Below are 25128 nucleotides of genomic sequence, written 5' to 3'. Positions count from 1 at the left end.
ATCCACCTTTAACTTATTTTTAATTATACTTATGCAACATCGTTTTTATCTTTTTTCTTGCTTACTATCATTATAAATGCTGCTGAAGATACTAATATAAATCCTAACATTAACATATCAGTATTTCCTCTTGCGGCACCTGTTTGAGGTAATTTACCTTCTTTCTTTTTATTATTTGAAGAAGGTTTAGTAGCTGGTTTTACTTGTGGTTTCGCCTCTGGTTTTACTTCTGGTTTCACCTCAGGTTTTTCTTCAGGTTTTTCTTCAGGTTTTGGTCCTTCAACAAGATTATTTCCATAAGTATGTGATAATGTACCTTCTGTTTTGAATTTTTCTACTAAAGAATCTCTTAATGGAACCATTGTATCTTTAACATTTATGGCTCCTGAAAAGTCATAATTATCTCCACCACCGTAGATCATATCATTAGTTGCTAATGTGTAATACTTGTCCATTTCTACTGGTGTTCCATCTAATAAATCCATTGAAAGTATTCTATCTCCAAACTCTTTACTTGGCTCATAATATACCTTTAAACCATAGAATTGACCCCAACCATAGTTAGCTGGTGCTATTCCATTTTCTATAACTTTTTTTAAATCTGAACCCTTTATTTCCATAGTTACAAGTGTATTATCAAAAGGTAATACTGTATACATGTCTCCCATAGTTAAAGTACCTTTTGATAATGGTGCTCTTATTCCTCCACCATTCATGACACAAATTTGGGTACCTGCAACTTCTGCTAAATTTTTACTTACAAACTCACCAAGTTCAGTTAATCCCTTGCTTCTATCATGAGGTAAGTCTACTGTTAAATCTGCTATTTTTTCATCTAATAATGGTTTTAAATCTAATAAATAATTATCTACCATATTTTTAGTTTCTGCATCTTCAATTAATGTATCTGCTCTTTCATATAAAACATCTACAGACGGTGCTATAGATTTTATAGTTTTATCTTCATTTAAACTTATCTGAAGTTTTGCTATTGCTCTACCATTATTCATACCTTGTACTATAGGCACATCATTTACTATTCCTGAAATTTTAGTATGTGAATGAGCTGATACTATAGCATCTAATCCTTCTACCGATGCTAAATTTGCAACTTCACCTGTTATACTTCCATCTTCAGATTGTTTTCCACCTATATGTGTTAGCGCTATAACAACATCTACTTTTTCTTCTTCTTTTAATTTTTTGCTTAATTGTGTAGCGATTTCTACTGGATCTTTAAATGTTAGTCCTTGAATATTTTCAGCTTTAGTTGCAATTGCAGTATCTGGTGTTATAAGTCCTATAAATCCTATTTTTACACCATCAACTTCTTCTATAGCATATGGTTTCACCCATGAAACTGTATCATTAGTTGAATCATCATAAAGATTTGCTGCTAAAAAATTAAAATCTCCTTGTTCTTGCCAATTAGGTATCTTATCTCTTCCCCAGTCAAACTCATGATTTCCCAATGCAGAATATTTAAGACCTAATATTTTTATCATATCTGCCACCGGTTGTCCTTCTTTCAAGTTAGACATAGGACTACCTTGGAATAGGTCTCCACCACTTACTACTACAGTATTAGGATTTTCACTTTTAAACTTTTTTAATTCTCCTATTAATTTTGCTGCTCCAACATTTTTTCCTGATTCTTGTAATGCACCATGAAAATCATTGAAACTTAAAATATTGATAACCTTTTCACTTTCGCTAGCCAATACGTTTTCTGCATCAAATTGGAAAACAAGAGAAAACATCATTATAAATGCTAGCAAAAACGAACATTTTTTTAAACTTTCTTTTCCTTTCATAAGTATCCCCCTTAATGAAATGTTTTTGTAATAATTATACACTATTTAATTAAATATTGTAACACTTTTACGTATTTTAACTTATATTGTATATTATTTGTCGAAATTTGAAACAATTATATATTTAAATTTAGATTTTGATATTTTATTATATAGGGTTCCAAGTTTACTTTTAAAATTACTCATTCCAAAACTTGGATACCTAAAATAGTGAGACATGCTCCAAATTACTTAGAATTCAACACTGTATATTGTATAAAAATATTTTAAGGTTATTGAATAAATTCAAATTAGAGCTTGTTTCCCTATATAATTTAAAAAGCTATTTAAAATATATAGCAAATTATATTTTAAATAGCTTTTTCGTCATTTAATTATGATAATCTATAGCCTTAGAACTCTCTACCATTTCTTTTAATGGAGCTAAAACATGATTGACATGATATGGATGAGATTGGTAAGTATTCATATCATCTAAGGAATTAAATTTTGTCACAAGTGCAATATCATAAGACCTTTCTGTATGTAATTCATCTACTCCTACTTCTAAGTATTTTAGGCAATCTATTTTTCCATTCATACTTAAAAATATTTCTTTTACTTTTTTTAAATTTTCTTCACTTGGATTTTTTAGTTTAAAAAATACTATATGTGTAAACATATAATCATCCCCTTATTTAGGCAAAATCGAATAAATAATAAACCAGTATTCTCGCCTATTTGCCACGAACACTTCGTCATTAAAATCCAGACATAGCACCACTATGACTGAATTTCATCTCCTTGTCTCGTTATAAATATCCTTCGAATTTTTGGTATCTTATTTTCTTTTCATATGCCTCAAAATATTATTTTTTTAACATTTTAGCTGACAGCATTGCCTTTGCTATTAACAATTTATCACTATTATAAATAGATATATCTACTTTTGAATAGTATCTTCCTACATCCACAACTTCTGCATAAATATCTATAACTCTTCCCATTTGAACAGGTTTCATAAAATATGATGAAAAACTATCTATTGCAATATTGGCGTTTATATTATTTTGTCTTAAAGCCATAGTTCCCATAGTGGATAGTAGCATATTTAATGCATTCCATGAAGCTGTTCCTAGCGAATCCAGCATTTCTGGAATAATCTCACCCCAAAAATGAACCTTATCTTTACTTGCCTCAAATTTAAAATTTTTTATTATTAAATCATCCATAGTTTCACCAACATGTGGCTGTCTAATAGCTATCTGCATAGCTTTTATTACATCTTCACGTGAAATAACTCCAACTAACTTATTTCTATTTACAACAGGGCATAACTTTATACCTTCCCATGCCATTATATGAGCAGCATAAGCAAGTGTAGTTGTTGGCATTACGACTATAGGCTTTTTCACCATAATTGTATCTATTATATCTTCATCGCTAGTATCATTAGGTAAATCTGCTAATGTAACAATTCCTACGACCCTTGTCTCACTATCTATTACCGGGTATCTTTCATGACCAGTTTCTCGCACTAACTTTTTTAAAGTTTTTATAGTATCACCACTACTAAGACAAGTAGGGCTATTCCCCATAATATCTTCTACTAAAATTATATCTTTTTTTATGTTATTTTCAAACAAAGCTTTATTTATCATACTTGCTACTGTGAAGGTATCGTAAGTTGATGATATTAATGGTAGTCCATTTTTGTTAGCCAATTCTTTTATTTTATCACTACACTCAAAACCTCCAGTTACTAAAACTGCACATTGTTTTTCTAAAGCAAGTTTTTGAGCAAGTTCTCTATTTCCAACAATAAATAAACAATCTGCATCTATATATTTATGTATACTTTCAACTTCCATAGCACCTATTACAAATCGCTCTAACGTTCTTTCTAACCCAGCACTCCCACCTAAAATTGTGCCTTCAACAATGGCTACAACGTCTTTAAATGTTAGTTTATCTATATGTCTTTTTTCTAATTTTTCTACTCTCACCGTTCCAACCCTAGGTATTGTATTTACTATTCCTATGGCTTCACATTCTTTTATAGCCCTATATGCTGTTCCTTCACTAACTCCTAAGTCATTACTTATTCCTCTTACAGAAATTTTGGTCCCTATATCTAAGGAAAGTATGAATTTTATAATTTCTTCATGTTTTGACATAAACTACCATTCTTCCTTCCTAAGTTCTTCAGCTATTTTTTCAATTCTTCTTAATCTATGATTTACCCCAGACTTACCTACAGGTGGATTAAGCATAGCACCTAGTTCTTTTAATGATTCATCTGGATAATCTAATCTTAGTTCTGCTATTTCTCTTAAATTCTTAGCTAGTCTATTAAGCCCTATTTCCCTTTGAATAAGCTTTATACTTTCAATTTGTCTTACTGCCGCATTTACAGTTTTACTTAAATTAGCAGTTTCACAATTAACAAGTCTATTTACATTATTCCTCATTTCTTTCATTATTCTTATGTTTTCTAATTCTAAAAGAGAACTATGAGCACCTATTATATTTAATAAATCTACAATTTGTTCTCCCTCTTTTATATATACAACATAACTACTTTTTCTTTGTATAACTTTAGAAGACAATCCATATCCATTTATTAATGTACTTAATTCATTAGCATAATCTAAATTATGAGTTACAAATTCTAAATGATATGTTTTTTCTGGATTACTTATGCTACCTCCTCCTAGAAATGCACCTCTTATGTAAGCTCTTTTAGCATTAATATCTTCAACCATCTTTTTAGAAATTGTATAATTTAAACTAAAAAAACTTTCTTCAGTAAGTATACCCACATCTAAAAGTAACTGTTTTACATTCATGTCTTCTTTTATCATAACTATATAAACATTATTTTTCTTTAATGAGTTACTTCTTTTTACTATTACTTGAGTGTGTATATCAAAATGCTCTTTTAACAACTTGAATATCAATCTAGCTATAGCAGGATTTTCAGTTATAATTTTAAAATTCAAGCTCCTATTAGCCCCTATGCCTAATGTGCCGCTAGCTCTCATTATACCTGAAAGCTCTGCTACAGCTTCTTCTTTACTTAATTCTACATATCTACAAACTTCATTTTTTACCTTTAGTGAAAATGACATCTTTATTTTTTCTCCCTACTCTTTCTAGATTCTTTTAACATGTGTGATAAATAAAAAAACTCTATGATTCTTTTATCATCATAAAATAAACTTTTTCTAAGTACTGTTTCTACTAAAGTTGCTGCCAACTTATCTTCATTGTGCTTTATATGACCTTTTTCATTTAACTTTATAAAATTTCCTTTTATATATTGAATTTTCATCTTTTTATTTTTCTTATTATCTTGTTTTACTAAGTAATAATCATCATGTACACATTTTGCTTTATCTTTTTCACTTAACTCTGCATCATTTACTATTGCATAATCTATAACTTTATCTGATGAGTGCTTATATATTGCTTTTATGTGATCTTCTACAGAATAATTATCGCTTTCACCCATTTGAGTTAATATATTTGATATATATATTTTAAGGCCATTACTTTTTTCTATAGCTTCAGTAATTCCGTCAACTAAAAGATTAGGAATTATACTTGTATATAGACTACCTGGCCCCAAAACAACTGCATCAGCTTCTAATATAGCATCTATAGCCTCATCTATAGCTTTAGCTTTAGATGGTTCTATATACACCTTGTTTATGCTTGTATTGTCTTTTATACATTCCTTAGGTATATTAGACTCCCCTTTTACAATCTTTCCATTTTTTAATTTTGCACATAAAGTTATATTATCTAAAGTTACAGGTACTACCCTTCCCTTTACTGCTAAAACCGAACACGTTTTCTTCACAGCTTCATTAAAATTATCTGATATTCCATGCATAGCTGCTAAAAATAGATTCCCAAAATTTTGATTTTCTAAGGCTCCTTCTTTAAATCTATACCTAAATAAATCCTCCATAACAGGTTGTGTATACGCTAATGCTGTTATGCAGTTTCTTATGTCTCCTGGTGGCAACATACCTAAATCTTTTCGTAATATTCCTGAACCACCACCATCATCTGCAACGGTAACTATAGCCGTTATATTACTTGTATATTTTTTCAAACCACTAAGTAGTGTAGATAGTCCTGTTCCTCCCCCTATAACTACTATTTTAGGACCATTAATAAGAACCTTTCTTTCATATAAAATTTCTGGAAGTGATTTACTTTCTATTCCATCATTTCCTATGTCCAAGCTTCCTAAAGACAACATTTTTGCTCCATATCTTGTTAGTCCATAATAAAATACTGCTGATCCTACTAATCCTACAAATAAAAACATAAAATCAACGTTTTTATCTCTTATTGAATCTACTAATTTCAAACCTCCAAATGCACATAAACAAGAGCCTAATATAATATAAAACACCCATCTTTTAATCCCTAAACCTGGCCTAAGCCAGTACTTGAGCCTCATAGCTTTCCAGCTCCTCTACTAACATCTTCATTTATATCTCTATGGTCTATAGTAACAGTATACCCACTATTTTCTAAAACTTCATGAATTTTGTTTGCTATTGCTACAGACCTATGTCTTCCTCCAGTACATCCAATTGCTATTATAAGCTGTCTTTTACCTTCTTTTTTATAATTTGGTAAAAGAAAATGTAACATATCATTTAACTTATCGATAAATATTTTAGTTTCATCTTTACTTAATACATACTCCCTAACTGGAATATCTTTACCTGAATATGGCTTAAGTTCTGCAATATAATATGGATTGGGTAAAAATCTAACGTCAAAAACTAAATCTGCATCTACAGGAATTCCATATTTGAAGCCAAAGGACAGTACATTTACAAAAAGTTTTGTTTCTATTTGTCCTTGTTCTCCTAATATAGTTATTATTTCTTCATTTAATTCTTTATTGCTAAGTTTAGTTGTATCTATTATATAGTTAGCCTTTTCTCTAACTTCTTTTAATTTTTTCTTCTCTATAGTTATACCATTTAATATTCTTCCATCTGGTGCTAAAGGATGTTTTCTTCTAGATTCCTTATATCTTTTAACTAAAACTTCATCTGTAGCCTCTAAAAATAGCATTTCATAATCATTATATCCATGTTCTTTAAGAACCTTTAAACTTGCAAATAAGTCATCGAAAAATTTTCTTCCTCTTATATCTACTACTACAGCTATTTTATCTATTTTTCCTTCTGTTTGATAACATGCCTCTGCAAACTTAGGAATTAATGTAGGCGGTAAATTATCTACACAAAAATATCCTAAATCTTCAAGACTTCTCATAGCTTGAGTTTTTCCTGCCCCTGACATTCCAGTAACTATAACAAATCTCATACTAAACCATCCTTTTTATATTTAAATTTTTTAAATTGTATCCCTAAATAGTAATATAGCTTCCATTTTAATTTGTTTCTGATTTTTTTAAATTTCTATTCTTAATTTTTTAACTAATATACTATAATATTTATTAATAAAAAAATCAATAAATATTATAGTAATACTTTATAGCTTTTTAAAATTGTATTTATATAATCATACATTATAATATTATAACATATTTAATTTAAAAAAATAAAATCCATTATAGTAATACCTATATCCTTTTAAGCATATTTATTCCATTATTAAATAATAAAGTAGCTTCTATAAATTCTCCATAGTTTACTTGTAAAATACTTCCTATTTCTTTAATTTTTTTAATGAATTTCAAAAAATAATTATATTATATATCACGTTAAAGTACTGATTTTTAGCTACTAAAAGTAAAAGTTAATAAATTTTTAATAATTTGTAATATTATTGAAAATTTTTATTTTAATAGTAAAATCTATAGCAGAGGAATAAACTAAATTTTCAAAAAACAACAAGGGGGTTATATTATGAATTATGCAGTTAGATCCGAAATACTAAACTTGAATGTCTATAAAGCAGGTAAGCCTATAGATGAAGTAAAGAGAGAACTAGGTTTAAATGAAGTTATAAAATTAGCATCTAATGAAAATCCATTAGGTTGTTCTGAAAAAGTCAAAGCTGTTTTAAAAAATATGATAGATGAGGCTAATATGTATCCAGATGCTTCTAACTATGAATTAAAATATAATATAGCTAAAAAAAATAATGTTCATTTTGATCAAATTTTCTGTAGTACAGGTTCAGATTCACTTATAAAAGTTATCTGTAATACTTTTTTAAATTCTGGTGATGAATCTATAATGGGTGAAGTAACTTTCTCAAGATACATTGATTCCACTAAACTTATGGGTGGAAAAGTTATTCAAATTCCAATGAAGAATCATGGTTTAGATTTAGATGCTATGGTTAATGCAATTACTAAAAAAACAAAAATTATTTGGTTATGTAATCCTAATAATCCTACAGGCACAATATTTACTAAGTCTGAACTTGAAAATATTCTTAAAAAAATACCTTCACACGTAATAGTAGTTATGGATGAAGCTTATATAGAATATGTAACTGATGATGATTATCCTGATTCTTTAAGTTTATTACCATCATATCCAAATATGATAATTCTTAGAACATTTTCTAAAGCTTATGGCTTAGCGGCATTAAGATGTGGTTATGGTATTGCAAGCAAAGAACTTGGTGGATATTTCAATAGAGTTATTGGACCTTTTGATGTAAACTTATTTGCACAAAAGGCAGCTGTTACCGCATTAGAGGACCAAGATTTTATAAAATTAGTTCATAACACTAATAAAGATTGTAAAGAATACTTATATAAAGAACTTGAAAATCTAGGTTTAGAATATATTAAAAGTAATACAAACTTTATAATGTTTGATACTAAAAAAGATGATATAAATTTATTTAATGAGTTACTTAAACGTGGTGTTATAATAAGACCTGGAAGTTTCTTGGGAATGCCTGGTTGGATAAGGTTAAGTATAGGTACTAAAGAGCAAAACATAGTATTTATAAATGCATTAAAAGAAGTTTTAAGCTTATAAAAAAAGCAACTGCATCAGCAGTTGCTTTTAATTTATTATAATTTATTTATCTTCACCTATTATTCTTACTTCCGGATATAAATCAACATCAAATTGCTCTTTAACTTCTTTTTGAACCATAGATATAAGGTCTAATATATCTTTTGCTGTTGCATTTCCTTTATTAATTATAAACCCTGAATGTTTAGTAGAAACTTCCGCTCCTCCTACACCTTTTCCTTTTAACCCTGCATCTTGTATTAATTTACCTGCAAAATATCCTTCTGGTCTTTTAAAAGTGCTACCTGCTGAAGCATACTCTAATGGTTGTTTAGAATTTCTTTTATCTGTTAAATCATCTATTCTTGTTTTTATATCTTCGCTATTATGTCTTATTAATTTTAAAGTAGTTTCTAAAACTATATAATTATGAGTCATTACCACACTATGTCTGTATCCAAACTCTAAATCTTCTTTAGCTAGTTTTATTAAATTACCCTCTTTATCAACTACTAATACACTTTCAACAACATCTGCCATACACCCATTATAAGCACCTGCATTCATAGTTGTAGCGCCGCCTATACTTCCAGGTATTCCACAAGCAAATTCAAAACCTTTTAAAGATGCTTTTAAAGATTCACTAGTTACATCACAAAGCTTAGCACCACTTTGCGCAATAACCTTATCATCTTCAACTTTTATATCACTTAATTTGCTAAACTTTACAACAACACCTCTTATGCCTCCATCTTTAACCAACAAATTTGAGCCATTTCCTAATATAAAATAATTACTTTCATATTTTTTACATAGTTTTATTATGGAAATAACTTCTTCATAATTGGTTGGATATACTAAAATATCAGCAGGACCTCCAACTTTAAAAGTTATATGATCTTTCATAGGTGAATCAAATTCTATATTTTCTTCCTTTAATACAAGTTTTAATTCATTAATCAATTCTTTTTTCTGACTCATCTCTTACCTCTTTCACAAAATATTTACATATCTATAGTATAATTTATTAGCATGTTATTAATCAATAATTACTATATATTTTTTCCTTTTCCTTGTAAATAATCTGTAAACATTTTTTCATCATAATTCATTATAAGCTCTTTTGGAAAATCTATATCTTCAACTAATTTTTGAACCATTGAAAATTCACCTATATTAAAACAGTTATGTGCATCGCTTCCAAAAATCATCTTAACACCATATTGTTTACAGAGTTCTGCTATCTTATAACAATTCTTATCGCTACCTTTTCTAGAATTTACAAAAGAACTGTTATTAAGCTCTATTATTTTATTCTCTTCCTTAGCTTTTATAACTACCTTTTCCATATCTATAGGAAACTTAGGATTTCCAGAATGTCCAATTATAAATACATCTTTATTTTTTATAGCTCCTATAATTGCACTTGTATTTTCTTCTATTGTTCCCGATTTTATACAAACATCATGTAAACTAGCAATCATATAGTCTAATCTTCTAGATATTCTTTCAGGTATGTCTAGATTTCCATCATAATCAATTATATTTGCTTCACAACCTCTTAATATTTTGACTCCGTAAAGTTTTCTTGGAATATCATCTAAGTTTGCAAAATGGAAAATATGTGGTCCTCCTGGCATATCTGGACCATGATCAGAAACACCTAATATTTTTATCCCTTTATTTGAAGCTTCCTTTATATTTTCTAATAAAGTATTATATGCATGACCACTTGAAACAGTATGTGTATGAACATCAACTACAGCTTTCATGTTTTCTCCTTTCTTTGTACATATTAAAGAATTATAAATATATGTACAAATTTAGCTCTAAGTATAAATTTTTTCTAAAGTTAATCTTATTTTTATTATATCCCTTTATATATAGATTAAAATTTAAATTTTAAATATATAAAGCAAGTATTATAAATTTTTTCTTAAACTTTCTAGTGATTTTTTATCCATAGATGGTAAGTTCAATATTTCCTCATCTGTTGCTTTTCTTATATTTTCAACAGTTATAAACTCTTTTAAAAGTTCTTTTCTACGTTTATCACCAATATAGGGTATATCCTCTAATATAGAGTGAAGAGTAGTCTTGCTTCTAAGTGACCTATGATAAGTTATAGAAAATCTATGCACCTCATCCTGTATTTTAGTAATTAAATTTATAAGTTTTGTATTAGGTTTTATATCTAATTCTTGATTTTCATAAATTAATCCTCTTGTTCTATGTTTATCATCTTTAACCATACCACATACAGGAATATTTATATTTAATTCATTTAACACTTCTAAAGCTATATTAACTTGGCCCTTTCCACCATCCATCATAATCAAATCTGGAAAAACAGAAAATTTGCCTGCTGTTAAATTTATCTCATTATTTTGTATTTTTTTTATTTCATCTAATCCATGTTTAAATCTACGTGTTAAAATTTCTCTCATAGATTCGTAATCATTAGGTCCATCTACTGTTTTTATTTTAAACCTTCTATAATCACTATTTTTAGCCTTTCCATCTTGAAATACAACCATAGTTCCAACAGAATCCACTCCCATTATATTTGATATATCATAAGCTTCTATCCTAATGGGAATATATTGCAAATTCAACACTTCTTGCAATTCTTTTAGAATTTTGCTTTGTAGTTCTTTATCAGTTTTATCTTTTAATTTAAACATTTCTAAAGCATGACTAGAGTTTTTTTCTACCATATCCAATAATTTTTTCTTCTCACCTTTTATAGGAACTTTTATACTTACCTTATACTCTTTTTTAATAGTTAGATATTCTTCAATAATATCTTTATCATCTATATATGTAACATATATCTGTTTAGGTATAAATGCAGTACCGCCATAAAAGCCTTTTATAAACTCTGACACCACTCGACCTTTTTCCTCTGTGCCAGTATCATTTAATATAAAGTGTTCCCGTCCTAAGATTTTACCATCTCTTAAAAAGAATATTTGAATGCAACTGTCTTTTTCATCTTGAGATATAGCAATAAAGTCTTCATTTTCAAAATGTGAACTTATAATTTTTTGCTTTTCATTTATCTTTTCTATAGCAATTAGTTTATCTCTTAAACTAGCAGCTTTTTCAAACTCTAAATTCATAGCTGCACATTCCATTTCCTTTTTTATTAAATTTATTACAGCTTTATTTTTTCCATTCAATACATCTATAACATTATTAACTATAACCATATATTCTTCTTTAGATATAAGTTTGTCACAGGGACCTTTACATAAATTTATATGATAATTTAAACAAGGTCGTGTATTTTTTCCTTCTGTAGTTATATTTTTTCTACAAGTCCTTAATGGAAAAGTCTTTTTTATTAAATCATATGTTTCGTAAACTGCTGATGCATCAGTATATGGACCAAAATACTTAGCTCCATCATTTAATATTGATCTTGTAACTATTACTCTTGGAAACTCTTCATTTATTGTTATTTTTATAAGTGGAAAACTTTTATCATCTTTAAGTAAAATATTGTATTTAGGACTATACTTTTTTATTAAATTACATTCTAATATTAATGCCTCTATTTCAGAGTCTGTAACTATATACTCAAATTCTGAAATGTGTTTTACCATAGCTTTAACTTTTTCACTATGATTTTTAGAGTTTTGAAAATATTGCCTAACTCTATTTTTTAAATTTTTAGCTTTCCCTACATATATAACTTCTCCCAGAAAATTTCTCATTATATAAACTCCTGGATTATCAGGAAGATTTTTTAATTGAAATTGAAAATCAAACAATATTAACACCCCTTTACTTAATATTAAAAGTTAATATCAACTAGTTAAGCGTTGTGGTGATTATTACTTATTTTTCTCAACGGATAACAAAGATTTGATGAATAATTTAAAGTTAGATTTTGTTCCCCTATATGTACTTTAATTTTTACTTATAACGTTAAAATAATGTTGGCAATTTTAATGTTGAATAAATTATACTACTTAATATAATTATATTTTCTATAAACTTCCCTCTTTTTGAACTACTACTGTATGCCATAGGAAATTTAAATTTATTGTTTTTTATAGGATATAAAAGTGGCACTCCTTTTCTAGTACACATATCACAAATTAAATGTCCTATATATCCTAACATAAAATAATATTGCAAATTTTTAAAATCGTATGCTTTAGAAAATGCAGCTACAATAAAAGTAGTCATTAACGCGCCAAAAACACTATGCGTAAATCCTGTCCTATGTGGTGATAGTGCTATTAATATAGAGCTTATTCCCATAATTTTAAATATCATAGACCCTTTATATGTTGTATCTAAATAGATTATTAAAATACCTACAAATAGATAAACTACAACTTTTGTCGTATTGTTTCTAAATGGTAACAGATACTTATTAAGTATACTTTTAGGGTGATCTATATCAGGAAACATAGACCCAATAATCGTAAATAATAGACTTAATAATACATATTTCCCGGGTAATTTGTCACTAAAATACATAAAGGTTGTTACACCTACACTTAGGTGAGTTTTTCCTGTCATTATATAACACCTCACACCAAATTTCTATTTTTATAAACAAAGCAAAATAAATTTAAATTCAGTTTTGATTTATTGTATATCTTATACAAATTATACTACAAAAGATTAATTTGTATATAAAATCACTACTTTAAGTATATTAAAAAGTAGTAGTATTAAATTATATCATATAAAGGATTATTATCCTCATAATTTAAAAAGACATATCACCTAAAATTATTAGATAATATGTCTTTGTTATTATTTACTCTCCATAGTAACTACTTAACATGTCTTTAGCTACCTCAGCAGCATTTCTTGATGAATTTCCGCCTTCTTCTAGTATGACTGCAAAAGCTATTTCTGGATTTTCATAAGGTGCAAACCCAATAAACCAACTATGTGGAACTTTATCACCACTATCATGATCTGCTGTTCCTGTCTTACCGCAAACTTCAACATTCCATAAATTCGCATTTGTTGCTGTTCCACTAGTGACAACCGTTCTCATATACTGTTGTAAAATCTGTGCTGTTTCTGGAGATATTACTTCTCCTATTTCTTTTGATTCTACTTCTGAAACTTTATTTCCAGATGGATCTATAACTTCCTTAACAACATTAGGTTCCATCATAACACCATCATTTGCAACAGCACTAGCAATTAGTGCCATTTGCATAGGACTTGCTAAAACGCCACTTTGTCCTATACCACTTTGTGCAATATTTCCCTGCTCATATTTTTTATATGTTGGGAAACTACTATCTTCTAATACTAATGTTGAAGATGGAATTTCTTTATTAAAATAAAATTTTTCTGCTGTTTCTTTTAACTTATCATTTCCAAGTTCCATTGCTAAAGTTCCAAAGACCACATTACTTGATACTGAAAAAGCCTGTTCTAAATTTATAGAACCATGTGGTATTCTATCATAGTTTTCCAATGAAGTAGTATCATTAAAGTATATTACACCATCATCTTGAAAAGTTCTAGTTGTTATGTCTGAAATGTTTTCTATTGCTGATATTGCAGTAACAACTTTAAATGTAGAGCCTGGCGCATATAATCCTGCAGTTGATCTATTTAAAAACGGAGTTTCTTCATCCTGTGATAATTCATCCCATATTTCCTCTAAGTTATTAGGATTAAATGTTGGTTTAGAAACCATAGCTAACACTTCTCCTGTTTTAGGATTCAATGCCACTACTGATCCCTTTTGATCTCCCAACGCATCATAAGCTGCCAATTGTAACTGCTTATTTAAAGTAGTTACAATACTATTTCCAACTTCATCCTCGTCTTTACCAAAGTATTTTTTCAAGGAAAATTCATCATTTCCACTTAATACTTTATCAAATTTTTTCTCTAATCCACTTAACCCATACACTACATCATAGTAACCTATAACATGTGCAAATTGTTCTGGATATAAATATTTTCTAGTTTGATCAAACTCTCCATTTTTTTCACTACTAGTTAATGCATTCATATCTCTATCAAATATAGTTCCTCTAAGTACTTTATCTCTTTCTGCCTGATGTCTTTTATTAAATGCACTTTCTTTATATTCATCACTTTTAAATACATAAATATAGTTTATATAACTTATTAAAGCTATAAAAAATGCAAGAAAAACTATAAGTACTTTTTTTATGTTATCTGCTATGTTATTTTTTTCATTATTACTCATCTCTATTGCCCTCCTCTGAAATCTTTTGAATAATTCCAAGTGAGAAATAAGTTATTAAAAGAGAACTTCCACCATAACTTACTAGAGGCAATGTTATTCCTGTAAGAGGTATTGCGCCAGTAACACCTCCTATAATAACCAATGCTTGAGAGGCTATCATAGTACTATATCCTACCGCCAATAATCTTGAAAATTTATCTTTAACATATATAGCAGCTCTAATACACCTATAAAATAATAAAAAGTATATTAACATAACTGCTATACCTGTAAGTATTCCCATTTCTTCACATATAGCTGAAAATATAAAGTCTGTCGTTACAACTGGAACAAATTTAGGATATCCAAGACCTAATCCCGTACCAAAAACTCCACCTTCCGATAAGGATATTAGTCCTTGAACTAATTGTAATCCTTCATTATATCCATACTTCCATGGATCTTTCCATATCATAACCCTAACCCTAACATGACCAAATAAGAAATAACCTGCTACTGCTCCAATTACAAATAGTCCTAATGATATTAAAACATATTTTTTCTTAGAAGTAGCAATGTATAACATAGTTACTGAAATTCCAAAAAATATCAATGCAGATCCCAAGTCTGTTTGTAATAGCATAAACATTAGACATATTGCTACTACTGCCGCTGGCTCTGCTAAGCTTAGTATATTATTTACACTTAAATTTCTATTTTTTATCTTTTCATTTTTTATCTTTTCACTCTTTATCTTTTCATTTTTTATTTCTTCATTTTTTATTTCTTCATTATTTTCAGCACTGGTTTCTTGTAACTGTTTTATCTCTTCTTTTTTACTTTCTAATTTTGAATTTGCTTTATTAAAAAGCCTTCTTACATAACTAGGCACCTGTCCATAATCCTTTAAAGCAGATGCTAAATAAGCTACTAAAGTTATTTTACCAAACTCAGATGGTTGAAAAGTAAATCCAGCTATTGATACCCAGTTCTTTGCTCCACCAATTGTTTGACCTAATAGTGTACCCATTGACATAAATACTATTGTTATAACCAAATAAATGTATTTATAGTTACTAAAACTTTTAAGATCTGGAAGTATTACAACAACCATTATAAATGCTGCTATTCCAATAGTAAAAAATATTATTTGTTTTGCAGCCAAAAATGTTCTAGTTCCTTCTTCAATAAAAGCACCTCCTGATATAGGAATATCTAATCTTGAAAGCATTGCTATTCCTATAACCGCCAAAAGATTAGAAAATAATAATATATATTTATCTCCATCAGGATAAAATTTTCTTATTATAAAGTGGGAATATCCTAATAGCCCACACATCATACCTCCCATAACAAGAGATACCTTATCAAAGGTTGGTGAAATTACGGTTACATTAACAAAGAGTATCACTGTTAATAAATAAGTAAATCTTAAGACTCGTTTTTCTTCTTTTAAGTTATGCATAACCTTCTCCTTTCACCATCTTTAGTTAATAACTTTAAATTCTGATGATCCAATTTTAATTATATATCCTTTTTTCAAGGCTATTTTATTGGAGACTGCTCTATCATTTACAAAGGTACCATTTGTACTTTTCAGGTCTTCTAATATGTACTCACCATTTTTCATATATATTTTCATATGATGAGACGATGCATATTTGTCTTTTAGAACAACAGTATTGTCTTCTGCCCTACCCATTGTAAGTTGTTCATTTAATGGGATAACAGAACCTTCTTGTAAATTTGGATTTTGTCCTTGTTTTATAATCTCTAATCCAAATTTAAGTCTACTAGTTTTTCTCGGTTTCTTTTTGCCTTCATTTTTTACATCTTTGTACATAATTTTTAGAGCATAAAAAATAATACAATAAATTATTATAACGATTATTATTTTAAATATAAAACTTAAATTGGCCATAGGCATTACTCCTTATAGTAAATAAAACAACATTTTTAATGCTGTTTTATTCAGTATTTTATTAGTTTTTATTGCTTTTCATGTCAATTATAACATCTTTTTTAGATATTGTCCTGTATAAGAACTATTACACTTACATATATCTTCTGGACTTCCTGTGCACAATATAGTTCCACCTTTTTCTCCACCCTCTGGACCTAAATCTATAATATAATCAGAGCACTTTATAACATCTAAATTATGTTCAATAACAACTACTGTATTACCACTATCAACTAGTCTTTGTAATATTCCTATTAGTTTATTTACATCATCTATATGCAATCCAGTAGTAGGCTCATCCAATATATATAATGTTTTACCTGTACTTCTTTTAGATAATTCATATGCAAGTTTTATTCTTTGCGCTTCTCCTCCAGATAATGTAGTTGAAGGTTGACCTAACCTTATATAGCCTAATCCAACATCCATTAAAGTTGCAAGCTTATTAACTATTCTTGTGTGATTTTCAAAGAACTTAATTGCCTCTTCCACTGTCATTTCTAATATGTCATTTATACTTTTGCCCTTATATTTCACTTCTAAAGTTTCTCTATTATATCTCTTTCCCTTACAAACCTCACATGGCACATAAACATCTGATAAGAACTGCATCTCTATTTTTATTATTCCATCGCCTTTACATGCCTCGCATCTACCACCTTTAACATTAAAGCTAAATCTCCCTGGTTTATATCCTCTCATCTTAGCTTCTGGAACAGTAGAAAACACTTCTCTTATCAAATCAAAGGTACCTGTATATGTTGCTGGATTACTTCTTGGTGTTCTTCCTATTGGACTTTGGTCTATATTTATAATTTTATCTATTTGATCATAGCCTTTAATTTCTTTATATAATCCAGGTATTTTTTTAGAATTATTTAAAATTTTATTTAATCCTTTATATAATATTTCATTAACAAGTGTACTTTTACCTGAACCGGATACACCTGTAACAGATACTAATACTCCTAGTGGGAAGTCTACAGTTACATTTTTTAAATTATTTTGTTTAGCACCAACAACTGTTATTTTTCTATCCTGTGGTTTTCTAAACTCTTTTGGGACTTGCACTTTCTTTTTACCACTTAGGTACTGACCTGTTATAGAATTATCGCATTTCATTATTTCTTCAATACTTCCTGCAGCTACAATGTTTCCACCATGTTCTCCAGCTTTAGGACCTATATCTACTATAAAATCTGCAGCTTTCATAGTATCTTCATCATGTTCAACTATAACTAATGTATTGCCTAAATCTCTTAAATGTTTAAGTGTTTTTATTAATCTATCATTATCCCTTTGATGAAGTCCTATACTTGGTTCATCAAGTATATATAATACTCCCATTAAACTTGATCCTATTTGAGTTGCTAATCTTATTCTTTGTGCCTCTCCTCCTGATAAACTTCCAGAAGAACGCGTTAAGTTTAAATAGTTTAATCCTACATCTATCAAAAATGTTAATCTGCTTCTTATTTCCTTTAAAATTTGTTCTGCAATAACTTTATTCTTCTCTGATAATTTTAATTCATCTAAGAATTTTAATTCATCATTTATAGCCATTATACAAAATTCAAATATATTTTTTTCTCCCACTGTTACAGATAATGCTTCTTTACTTAAACGTGCACCTTTGCATTTTGGACATGGATTATCACTCATATATTGCTCTATTTCTCTTTTTATATAATCAGAATTACTCTCAAAGTATCTACGTTTTAAATTATTTATTACTCCTTCATAATCATGATTATATATTCCTGTCCTAAATTCTTTAGTATATTCTACTTTTACTCTCTTCCCATTAGTTCCATATAATATTATATCTAAGACTTCTCTTGGTAATTTTTCTATTGGTGTATCTAAAGAAAATTTATATTCTTTACTAAGAGCCTTTAATATAGAAAATGTCCATGAATCTTCTTTTAAACTACTATCTCCAAATGTAACTATTGCTCCTTCAAGTATGCTTTTGCTTTTATCAGGAATTATTAGATTTTCATCTATTTCCATCAATGTACCTAGACCATCACATTTATCACACTTTCCAAAAGGAGAATTAAATGAAAACATTCTAGGTGACATTTCTCCTATGCTAATTCCACATTCTATACAAGCAAAATGTTCACTAAATAATATATCTTCACCATCTATTACATTTACTATAATTAGACCTTCTCCTAATTTTAAGGCAGTTTCTATAGAATCCGCTAACCTTGATTCTATATCTTCTTTTACAACTAGTCTATCTATAATAACTTCTATAGTATGTTTTTTATTTTTTTCTAGATTTATTTCTTCTTCTATTAAATCTACTATAGTTCCATCTATTCTAGCTCTCACATAACCATTCTTTTTTATATTTTCTATGATTTTTACATGTTCTCCTTTTTTACCTCTAACTATAGGTGCTAGAATTTGTATTTTAGTCCTATGTTCTAAATTCATTATTTGGTCAACCATTTGGTCTACAGTTTGTTGAGTTATTACTTTTCCACATTTAGGACAATGAGGAGTTCCAACTCTTGCATATAATAATCTTAAATAATCATATATTTCTGTTATTGTACCTACTGTTGACCTTGGATTTCTACTTGTAGTTTTTTGATCAATTGATATTGCTGGAGATAAACCTTCAATATATTCTACATCTGGTTTATTCATTTGCCCTAAAAACTGTCTTGCATAGGCAGACAATGACTCAACATAACGCCTTTGACCTTCTGCATACAATGTATCAAATGCTAAGGAAGATTTTCCTGATCCTGAAAGTCCTGTAAATACAACAAACTTATCTCTTGGAATTTCTAAGTCAACATTTTTTAGATTATGTACTTTTGCTCCTTTTATAAAAATTTTATCTCTCATTACTTTCTCCTCTAATTTTCTAATTTTTCTTCTAGTCATATAAAAGCAACTAAACTTCTACTTATTTTCATTACTTTTTTGAATATTACTTAATTGTTGTATTCTATCTCTTAACTCAGCAGCACGTTCAAATTGTAAATCTTTAGCTGCTAATTTCATTTCTTCTTCCAATTTTTCTATTTCTTTTGTTATATCAACTTCATTGTTATCTAATTGTGGACTATATTCAAGGGTTTCTTCTGCAACTGTTGATATTTCTATTATTTCTCTGATATCCTTAATTATTGTTCTAGGTACAATGTTATGTTTTTCATTAAATCTATTTTGTATTTCTCTTCTTCTTACAGTTTCATCTATAGCTTTTTTCATAGATTTTGTTATCCTATCTCCATACATTATAACCTTACTTTCCGAATTTCTTGCAGCCCTACCTGTAGTTTGTATTAAAGATGTCTCAGAACGTAAGAATCCTTCTTTATCTGCATCTAATATTGCCACAAGTGCTACTTCTGGAATATCTAATCCTTCCCTTAAAAGGTTTATTCCAACTAATACATCAAACTCACCTATTCTTAAATCTCTTATTATTTTCATTCTTTCCATAGTATCAATATCTGAATGTAAATATGTAGTTTTAATGCCTAAATCCTTTAAATATTTTGTTAAATCTTCTGCCATCCTTTTAGTTAAAGTTGTTACTAATATCCTAAAACCTTTTGAAATTGTTTCTTTAATTTCACCATACAAATCATCAATTTGCCCCTTTATTGGCCTTACCTCTATTTCTGGATCTAAAAGTCCTGTAGGTCTTATTATTTGTTCTGCAACCTCTTGTGAATGTTCATTTTCATAAGGGCCCGGTGTGGCGCTTACAAAAACTACTTGATTAAGCTTTTCTTCAAATTCTTCAAATTTTAAAGGTCTATTATCATAGGCGGAAGGAAGTCTAAATCCATACTCTACTAAAGATGTTTTTCTTGACTTATCTCCTCCATACATAGCTCTAATTTGTGGAAGAGTAACATGACTTTCATCTATAAACAAAAGAAAATCATCTGGAAAGAAATCCATTAATGTTTGTGGTGGAGTTCCTTTTGCTCTTCCATCTAATATTCTAGAATAATTTTCTATTCCTGTACAATAACCAACTTCTCTAATCATTTCTATATCAAAATTAGTTCTTTGTTTCAATCTTTGAGCTTCTAATAGCTTATCCTGATTTTTAAGTTCTTCTAATCTTTCCTCAAGTTCTATTTCTATTTGCTCTATTGCTATCTCTAATTTTTCTTTTGAAGTAGCAAAGTGTGATGCTGGGAATATAGATACATGCTTCATTCCTGAAATTATCTCACCAGTTAAAACATCAAATTCTCTTATTTTATCTACCTCATCTCCGAAAAACTCTACTCTAATTCCTTTATTGGTTGATGATACTGGAAATATATCTAAAACATCACCTCTTACTCTAAAAGTTCCTCTAACAAAATTTATATCATTTCTTTCATACTGTATATCAATCAATTTTCTAATTACTTCATTCCTGTCTTTTTCCATACCTTCTCTTATTGACACAGTAAGTTTTTTATATTCCTCAGGGTTACCTAAACCATATATACAAGATACAGATGCCACAACTATAACATCTTCTCTCTCTAACAACGAAGCTGTGGCTGAATGTCTTAGTTTATCTATCTCATCATTTATACTGGCATCTTTTTCAATGTAGGTGTCAGTTTGGGCTACATAAGCTTCTGGTTGATAATAATCATAATAAGAAACAAAATATTCAACAGCACTGTTAGGAAAAAACTCTTTAAATTCTGAACATAACTGTGCTGCTAAAGTTTTATTATGAGCTAAAACCAAAGTAGGTTTTTGAACATTTTCTATTATGTTGGCCATGGTAAATGTTTTTCCTGAGCCAGTTACACCTAATAAAGTTTGAAACTTTTTGCTATTTTTTATACTCTTAGTAAGCTTTTCAATAGCTTTGGGTTGATCTCCCATTGGCTTAAATTTGGAATGTATTTTAAACTCACCCATATAGATACCCCTCTCTTTACTGTAATTAGTTTTCTATATTAATTATCAGATTTATCTCTTTCCTTAATCTTTCTTAATATATCTTCAAAAGTATTTTCAATTTTTAAGACCTTGTTTTTATTGGGTATAACCCTTGGAACTATTACTATTCCAGGTCTTATTTTTTTTTCAACAGTTTCATTTATAAATAATTTTTCTGTTCCTCTTTTTATTTCCATATAAAGATTGTTCGGAACTTGCTCCATAAATTTAAAAATGAATTCATCATCATTCATGTCTAAATTGTTTATATTTAAAATTATATCTTTTGACCTCAATCCTATTTTTTCACCAAAAGAATTTTTAGCAACATCTAGAATCATAATTCCTTCATTATCACTAATATATATAGGTTCTCCATTAACCTCTCTTTTCCTTTGAATTTTTAACATTAATTCATGAGCTATTGGCATAAACAATATTAACAAAAATTTAGCTATAACTCCTATTTTTGCAATAGGTGCCAATATTATTAATATTAATCCGTATAAAGATATATATAATCCTGACATCAACGTCTTTTTCCCTTTTGTTTTTGTAAAAGTAACTGATGTATAACCAACTACAGTATATAAGGGAAGTGCCGCTAGTACTACTGTTTCAAATAAAATTTTATTTTCTTTATGATTTAATAAAGGCCACCAAATTGGAGTATTAATAACATCGCCTGTAACACCGTGATTATTTGCTATAGCCATAAGTAATACTACTGGAAGAGCCCATAATCTCTTAAAAGCAAAACCACCTACAATTTTATTATCTCTACTTCCAAAAATAGGTATAGCACCTCTTTTTCCGTCAACCATAACTAGAATACCTTCTACAAAATGCATAATACCAATTAAAGCTACTAAATTAATTATATCCACTACAAAAATATTAATTTCTGGTTTATTTATAAGTACTCCTATTAATGAAAATATCAAAGAGAATAGGCCTAAAATAGCACCTGAATAAGAAAGACATATAAATCTCGGATTAACCATCATTAGAATTATGGATATTATAAATATAATATATACATTAGACTGTGCATCAAAATTAATACCTAAAAGAGTTATAAGTATACTAGCTAATGCTCCTCCAAATATTCCTATAACAATTTGGGATATTGTTAACTCAAAGGCAGAAACATTTTTTTGTCCCATCACCATATATTCAATTTTATTATTTCTTTTATTTTTTAAATAGAAAATAAATCCAAGTAATATTAAAAACATTGAATATGTAGGATTTACAAGTGCATATGCTACTTGAGTTAAAGTGTGTTTTAAAAGTTCCATATAAAAATCCCCCTAATCATGTTGTAAATTTACAATTGTCGCTATAATTATATTAATATATCATAAATATTTGCTAAAACAAATAATTGTTCAATAATCTTTATTAATTATAACTTATATTTTTATTTTTAGTATAATTAATTTTAAAATTATATACTTAAAATTATTTCAAACATATAAAAAATACTATATAAAAATTTTAAAGTGTACTTTGTGAAAAACATTATAACCTGTTTTTAGTAATGCAGTCATTATTATTAGCTTTTATTCATGTGTATAGTTCCAAGTTGAATTTTAAAATCATCCATTTCAGAACTTGGATACCCAAAATAGTGAGACATGCTCCGAAGTACTTATAATTCAATACTACATTTTATATAAAAATATTTTAAAGTTATTGAATAAATTCAAATGAGAGCTTGCTTCCCTATAGAATTTCACAATATAAACAAATAATTTTACCTATTATTTTATTTAATATCCCTTATATAAAAATAACCAGTTAATTAATGAGTTATTTTCATAATACATGGAAAGGGTTATAAAAATAAACCTTTCTATGTATTGTATTTAAAAATCATCTCATCACTAACTAGTTATTCTTGTAAACTATTTTATTTTTTCTCTTGCTATTTCTAAGGCTTTTTTAAGTTGTGGATCATTCTCTCTAGAATAAGCTTTTTCTTTTAGCTCATCTGGATATTTAACATTAACATCTGGTTCTATTCCTAAACCATGAATGTTTTTTCCATTTGGAGTAAAGTATTTAGAAATAGTAACTTTTAATGCAGTACCATCTCCAAATCCATCTTGATCTCTATAAAATGTAGTTTGAACTACACCTTTACCAAAAGTTTTCTCACCCACAATAGTTGCAACACCATAATCTTTAAGTGCTCCTATAAATATTTCTGATGCACTAGCACTATTTCCATCACATAATACAGTAATAGGGACTCCTATACTATTTCCACCTACTGAATTATAATCTTTTCTATTTCCATTTTTATCTTCAGTGTAAACTATTGTTTTCCCTTGTTCTACGAACTGTGAACTCATTTCAACTGTTTGGTCTAAAAGTCCACCTGGATTTTCTCTTAAATCTATTACTAAACTTTTCATGCCATCTTTTGATAAATTAGCTAAAGCATTTTCAAAGTTTTTAGCTGTATGCTCATCAAACATAGATACTTGTATATATCCTACCTTATCTTCAATCATTTCATAATTTACAGTAACTAAATCTATTTGTTTTCTAACTACATCTATATTCATTTGTTCTTCTGCTCTAGAAACAACTAATTTTACAGTTTCTCCTTCTTTACCTTTCATCATAGATGTCGCTTTATCTACCTCATTACCTGTTACTGGTGTGTCATTTACTGACATTATAATATCACCAGCCATAACTCCCGCCTCTTTTGCAGGAGAATTTTCAAATGTTGATACTACAACTATATTATTTTCTTTAACCCCTATTTGTATCCCTAACCCAACATAGCTTCCTCCAGTTTGAGTTGTAAACTCAGTGAACTCTTTTTGATTCATATATGTTGTATACGGATCGCCAAGTGCAGCAGCCATTCCTTTAGCCGCACCCTCTATTAAATTGTCTTGATTTATTTCTCCTATATAATATTTATCTATTTTATCCTTAACTGTGTATAACTTTTCAAAAGCTAAGATATTTTGAAAGGTCTTTTGACTTACTACAACTTTTCCATTAGGTAATCTAACTGAACCCATTGTAACTACAAATGCAGTAATTATATTAGTTAAAATTAATAATAGCACCGTATATGTAATGGATTTACTTCGTCTATTACTTTTCTTATTATTTTCCCCTATGTGAGCTAACTCTTTCTTTTCATCACTCATTTTCTTCACTCCTTAAATTCACATATATATATTATTTATGTAAATACTTAATAATTATAACATTTTTTTATTAATCTTTACATTATATATATTTTCTACT

Annotated in this window: 18 protein-coding genes; 1 reads left to right on the top strand and 17 read right to left on the bottom strand. The window is 28.4% G+C overall.

All coding sequences use genetic code 11. The annotated features are described in order from the left end of the window. Positions 1 to 29: 29 nt before the first annotated feature. The 6 genes from ACYUE0_RS05595 to rapZ all read right to left on the bottom strand — a co-directional run bounded on the left by ACYUE0_RS05595 (position 30) and on the right by rapZ (position 7154). Entirely contained in the window at positions 30 to 1814 is a 1785-nt protein-coding gene (locus tag ACYUE0_RS05595; protein WP_460269802.1) for a 5'-nucleotidase C-terminal domain-containing protein, read from the bottom strand. 370 nt (positions 1815 to 2184) lie between these two features. Further along, a complete protein-coding gene (locus tag ACYUE0_RS05590; protein WP_460269800.1) occupies positions 2185 to 2475 on the bottom strand; it encodes a Dabb family protein in 291 nt (96 codons plus the stop codon). Positions 2476 to 2662: 187 nt separating this feature from the next. After that, complete coding sequence (locus ACYUE0_RS05585; protein WP_061995817.1) at positions 2663 to 3970, bottom strand: DRTGG domain-containing protein; 1308 nt, start codon at positions 3968 to 3970, stop codon at positions 2663 to 2665. A 3-nt stretch (positions 3971 to 3973) separates the two neighbouring features. Beyond that, on the bottom strand, positions 3974 to 4924 hold the full coding sequence (gene whiA / locus ACYUE0_RS05580) for a DNA-binding protein WhiA (RefSeq protein ID WP_460269799.1): 951 nt from the start codon (positions 4922 to 4924) through the stop codon (positions 3974 to 3976). Between the two features lie 2 nt (positions 4925 to 4926). Continuing rightward, positions 4927 to 6270, bottom strand: coding sequence for a gluconeogenesis factor YvcK family protein (locus ACYUE0_RS05575; protein ID WP_460269798.1), 1344 nt, complete (start codon positions 6268 to 6270; stop codon positions 4927 to 4929). Then, a complete protein-coding gene (rapZ, locus tag ACYUE0_RS05570; RefSeq protein ID WP_061995820.1) occupies positions 6267 to 7154 on the bottom strand; it encodes an RNase adapter RapZ in 888 nt (295 codons plus the stop codon). The genes ACYUE0_RS05575 and rapZ overlap by 4 nt, the downstream gene beginning before the upstream one ends. Before the next feature lie 545 nt (positions 7155 to 7699). Here rapZ and hisC point away from each other — a divergent pair. Continuing rightward, on the top strand, positions 7700 to 8791 hold the full coding sequence (gene hisC, locus ACYUE0_RS05565; RefSeq protein WP_460269797.1) for a histidinol-phosphate transaminase: 1092 nt from the start codon (positions 7700 to 7702) through the stop codon (positions 8789 to 8791). A 42-nt stretch (positions 8792 to 8833) separates the two neighbouring features. Here hisC and murB read toward each other — a convergent pair whose 3' ends face one another. The 11 genes from murB to ACYUE0_RS05510 all read right to left on the bottom strand — a co-directional run bounded on the left by murB (position 8834) and on the right by ACYUE0_RS05510 (position 25028). Continuing rightward, complete coding sequence (gene murB / locus ACYUE0_RS05560) at positions 8834 to 9751, bottom strand: UDP-N-acetylmuramate dehydrogenase (protein ID WP_460269796.1); 918 nt, start codon at positions 9749 to 9751, stop codon at positions 8834 to 8836. 71 nt (positions 9752 to 9822) lie between these two features. Further along, entirely contained in the window at positions 9823 to 10542 is a 720-nt protein-coding gene (locus tag ACYUE0_RS05555; protein WP_460269794.1) for a PHP domain-containing protein, read from the bottom strand. A 150-nt stretch (positions 10543 to 10692) separates the two neighbouring features. Next, positions 10693 to 12546: an excinuclease ABC subunit UvrC gene (gene uvrC / locus ACYUE0_RS05550; protein ID WP_061995824.1), complete on the bottom strand. Its 1854-nt coding sequence runs from the start codon at positions 12544 to 12546 to the stop codon at positions 10693 to 10695. A gap of 157 nt (positions 12547 to 12703) precedes the next feature. Then, positions 12704 to 13306, bottom strand: coding sequence for a metal-dependent hydrolase (locus ACYUE0_RS05545; protein WP_061996097.1), 603 nt, complete (start codon positions 13304 to 13306; stop codon positions 12704 to 12706). 244 nt (positions 13307 to 13550) lie between these two features. Beyond that, positions 13551 to 14975 carry a peptidoglycan D,D-transpeptidase FtsI family protein gene (locus tag ACYUE0_RS05540; RefSeq protein ID WP_061996098.1) on the bottom strand — a complete coding sequence of 475 codons (1425 nt, stop codon included), beginning with the start codon at positions 14973 to 14975 and terminating at the stop codon, positions 13551 to 13553. Continuing rightward, positions 14968 to 16419 (bottom strand): FtsW/RodA/SpoVE family cell cycle protein, encoded by a 1452-nt coding sequence (locus ACYUE0_RS05535; protein ID WP_460269793.1) that lies wholly within the window; start codon positions 16417 to 16419, stop codon positions 14968 to 14970. Before ACYUE0_RS05535 ends, ACYUE0_RS05540 begins: the two co-directional genes overlap by 8 nt. A gap of 21 nt (positions 16420 to 16440) precedes the next feature. Further along, positions 16441 to 16875 (bottom strand): FHA domain-containing protein, encoded by a 435-nt coding sequence (locus tag ACYUE0_RS05530; protein WP_157450905.1) that lies wholly within the window; start codon positions 16873 to 16875, stop codon positions 16441 to 16443. An 87-nt stretch (positions 16876 to 16962) separates the two neighbouring features. Beyond that, positions 16963 to 19785: an excinuclease ABC subunit UvrA gene (gene uvrA / locus ACYUE0_RS05525; protein WP_061996101.1), complete on the bottom strand. Its 2823-nt coding sequence runs from the start codon at positions 19783 to 19785 to the stop codon at positions 16963 to 16965. Positions 19786 to 19842: 57 nt separating this feature from the next. After that, positions 19843 to 21828, bottom strand: coding sequence for an excinuclease ABC subunit UvrB (uvrB, locus tag ACYUE0_RS05520; RefSeq protein WP_061996102.1), 1986 nt, complete (start codon positions 21826 to 21828; stop codon positions 19843 to 19845). A 38-nt stretch (positions 21829 to 21866) separates the two neighbouring features. After that, positions 21867 to 23150, bottom strand: a complete 1284-nt coding sequence (locus ACYUE0_RS05515) for a Do family serine endopeptidase (RefSeq protein ID WP_242865300.1) — start codon at positions 23148 to 23150, stop codon at positions 21867 to 21869. Between the two features lie 609 nt (positions 23151 to 23759). Continuing rightward, positions 23760 to 25028 (bottom strand): S41 family peptidase, encoded by a 1269-nt coding sequence (locus tag ACYUE0_RS05510; protein WP_082761239.1) that lies wholly within the window; start codon positions 25026 to 25028, stop codon positions 23760 to 23762. Between the last annotated feature and the right edge of the window lie 100 nt (positions 25029 to 25128).

The sequence above is a fragment of the Clostridium sp. CTA-19 genome (genome assembly GCF_054767855.1).
This window is presented reverse-complemented; position numbering and strand designations above follow the sequence as displayed.

Excerpts from the sequence above, each read along its gene's own strand:
- ACYUE0_RS05530 (WP_157450905.1), bottom strand. The coding sequence starts at position 16,875 with ATGGCCAATTTAAGTTTTATATTTAAAATAATAATCGTTATAATAATT.
- ACYUE0_RS05590 (WP_460269800.1), bottom strand. The coding sequence starts at position 2,475 with ATGTTTACACATATAGTATTTTTTAAACTAAAAAATCCAAGTGAAGAA.
- hisC (WP_460269797.1), top strand. The coding sequence starts at position 7,700 with ATGAATTATGCAGTTAGATCCGAAATACTAAACTTGAATGTCTATAAA.
- whiA (WP_460269799.1), bottom strand. The coding sequence starts at position 4,924 with ATGTCATTTTCACTAAAGGTAAAAAATGAAGTTTGTAGATATGTAGAA.
- ACYUE0_RS05535 (WP_460269793.1), bottom strand. The coding sequence starts at position 16,419 with ATGCATAACTTAAAAGAAGAAAAACGAGTCTTAAGATTTACTTATTTA.
- rapZ (WP_061995820.1), bottom strand. The coding sequence starts at position 7,154 with ATGAGATTTGTTATAGTTACTGGAATGTCAGGGGCAGGAAAAACTCAA.
- ACYUE0_RS05545 (WP_061996097.1), bottom strand. The coding sequence starts at position 13,306 with ATGACAGGAAAAACTCACCTAAGTGTAGGTGTAACAACCTTTATGTAT.
- ACYUE0_RS05595 (WP_460269802.1), bottom strand. The coding sequence starts at position 1,814 with ATGAAAGGAAAAGAAAGTTTAAAAAAATGTTCGTTTTTGCTAGCATTT.
- ACYUE0_RS05555 (WP_460269794.1), bottom strand. The coding sequence starts at position 10,542 with ATGAAAGCTGTAGTTGATGTTCATACACATACTGTTTCAAGTGGTCAT.
- uvrB (WP_061996102.1), bottom strand. The coding sequence starts at position 21,828 with ATGGGTGAGTTTAAAATACATTCCAAATTTAAGCCAATGGGAGATCAA.
- murB (WP_460269796.1), bottom strand. The coding sequence starts at position 9,751 with ATGAGTCAGAAAAAAGAATTGATTAATGAATTAAAACTTGTATTAAAG.
- ACYUE0_RS05510 (WP_082761239.1), bottom strand. The coding sequence starts at position 25,028 with ATGAGTGATGAAAAGAAAGAGTTAGCTCACATAGGGGAAAATAATAAG.
- ACYUE0_RS05515 (WP_242865300.1), bottom strand. The coding sequence starts at position 23,150 with ATGGAACTTTTAAAACACACTTTAACTCAAGTAGCATATGCACTTGTA.
- uvrA (WP_061996101.1), bottom strand. The coding sequence starts at position 19,785 with ATGAGAGATAAAATTTTTATAAAAGGAGCAAAAGTACATAATCTAAAA.
- ACYUE0_RS05540 (WP_061996098.1), bottom strand. The coding sequence starts at position 14,975 with ATGAGTAATAATGAAAAAAATAACATAGCAGATAACATAAAAAAAGTA.
- ACYUE0_RS05575 (WP_460269798.1), bottom strand. The coding sequence starts at position 6,270 with ATGAGGCTCAAGTACTGGCTTAGGCCAGGTTTAGGGATTAAAAGATGG.
- ACYUE0_RS05585 (WP_061995817.1), bottom strand. The coding sequence starts at position 3,970 with ATGTCAAAACATGAAGAAATTATAAAATTCATACTTTCCTTAGATATA.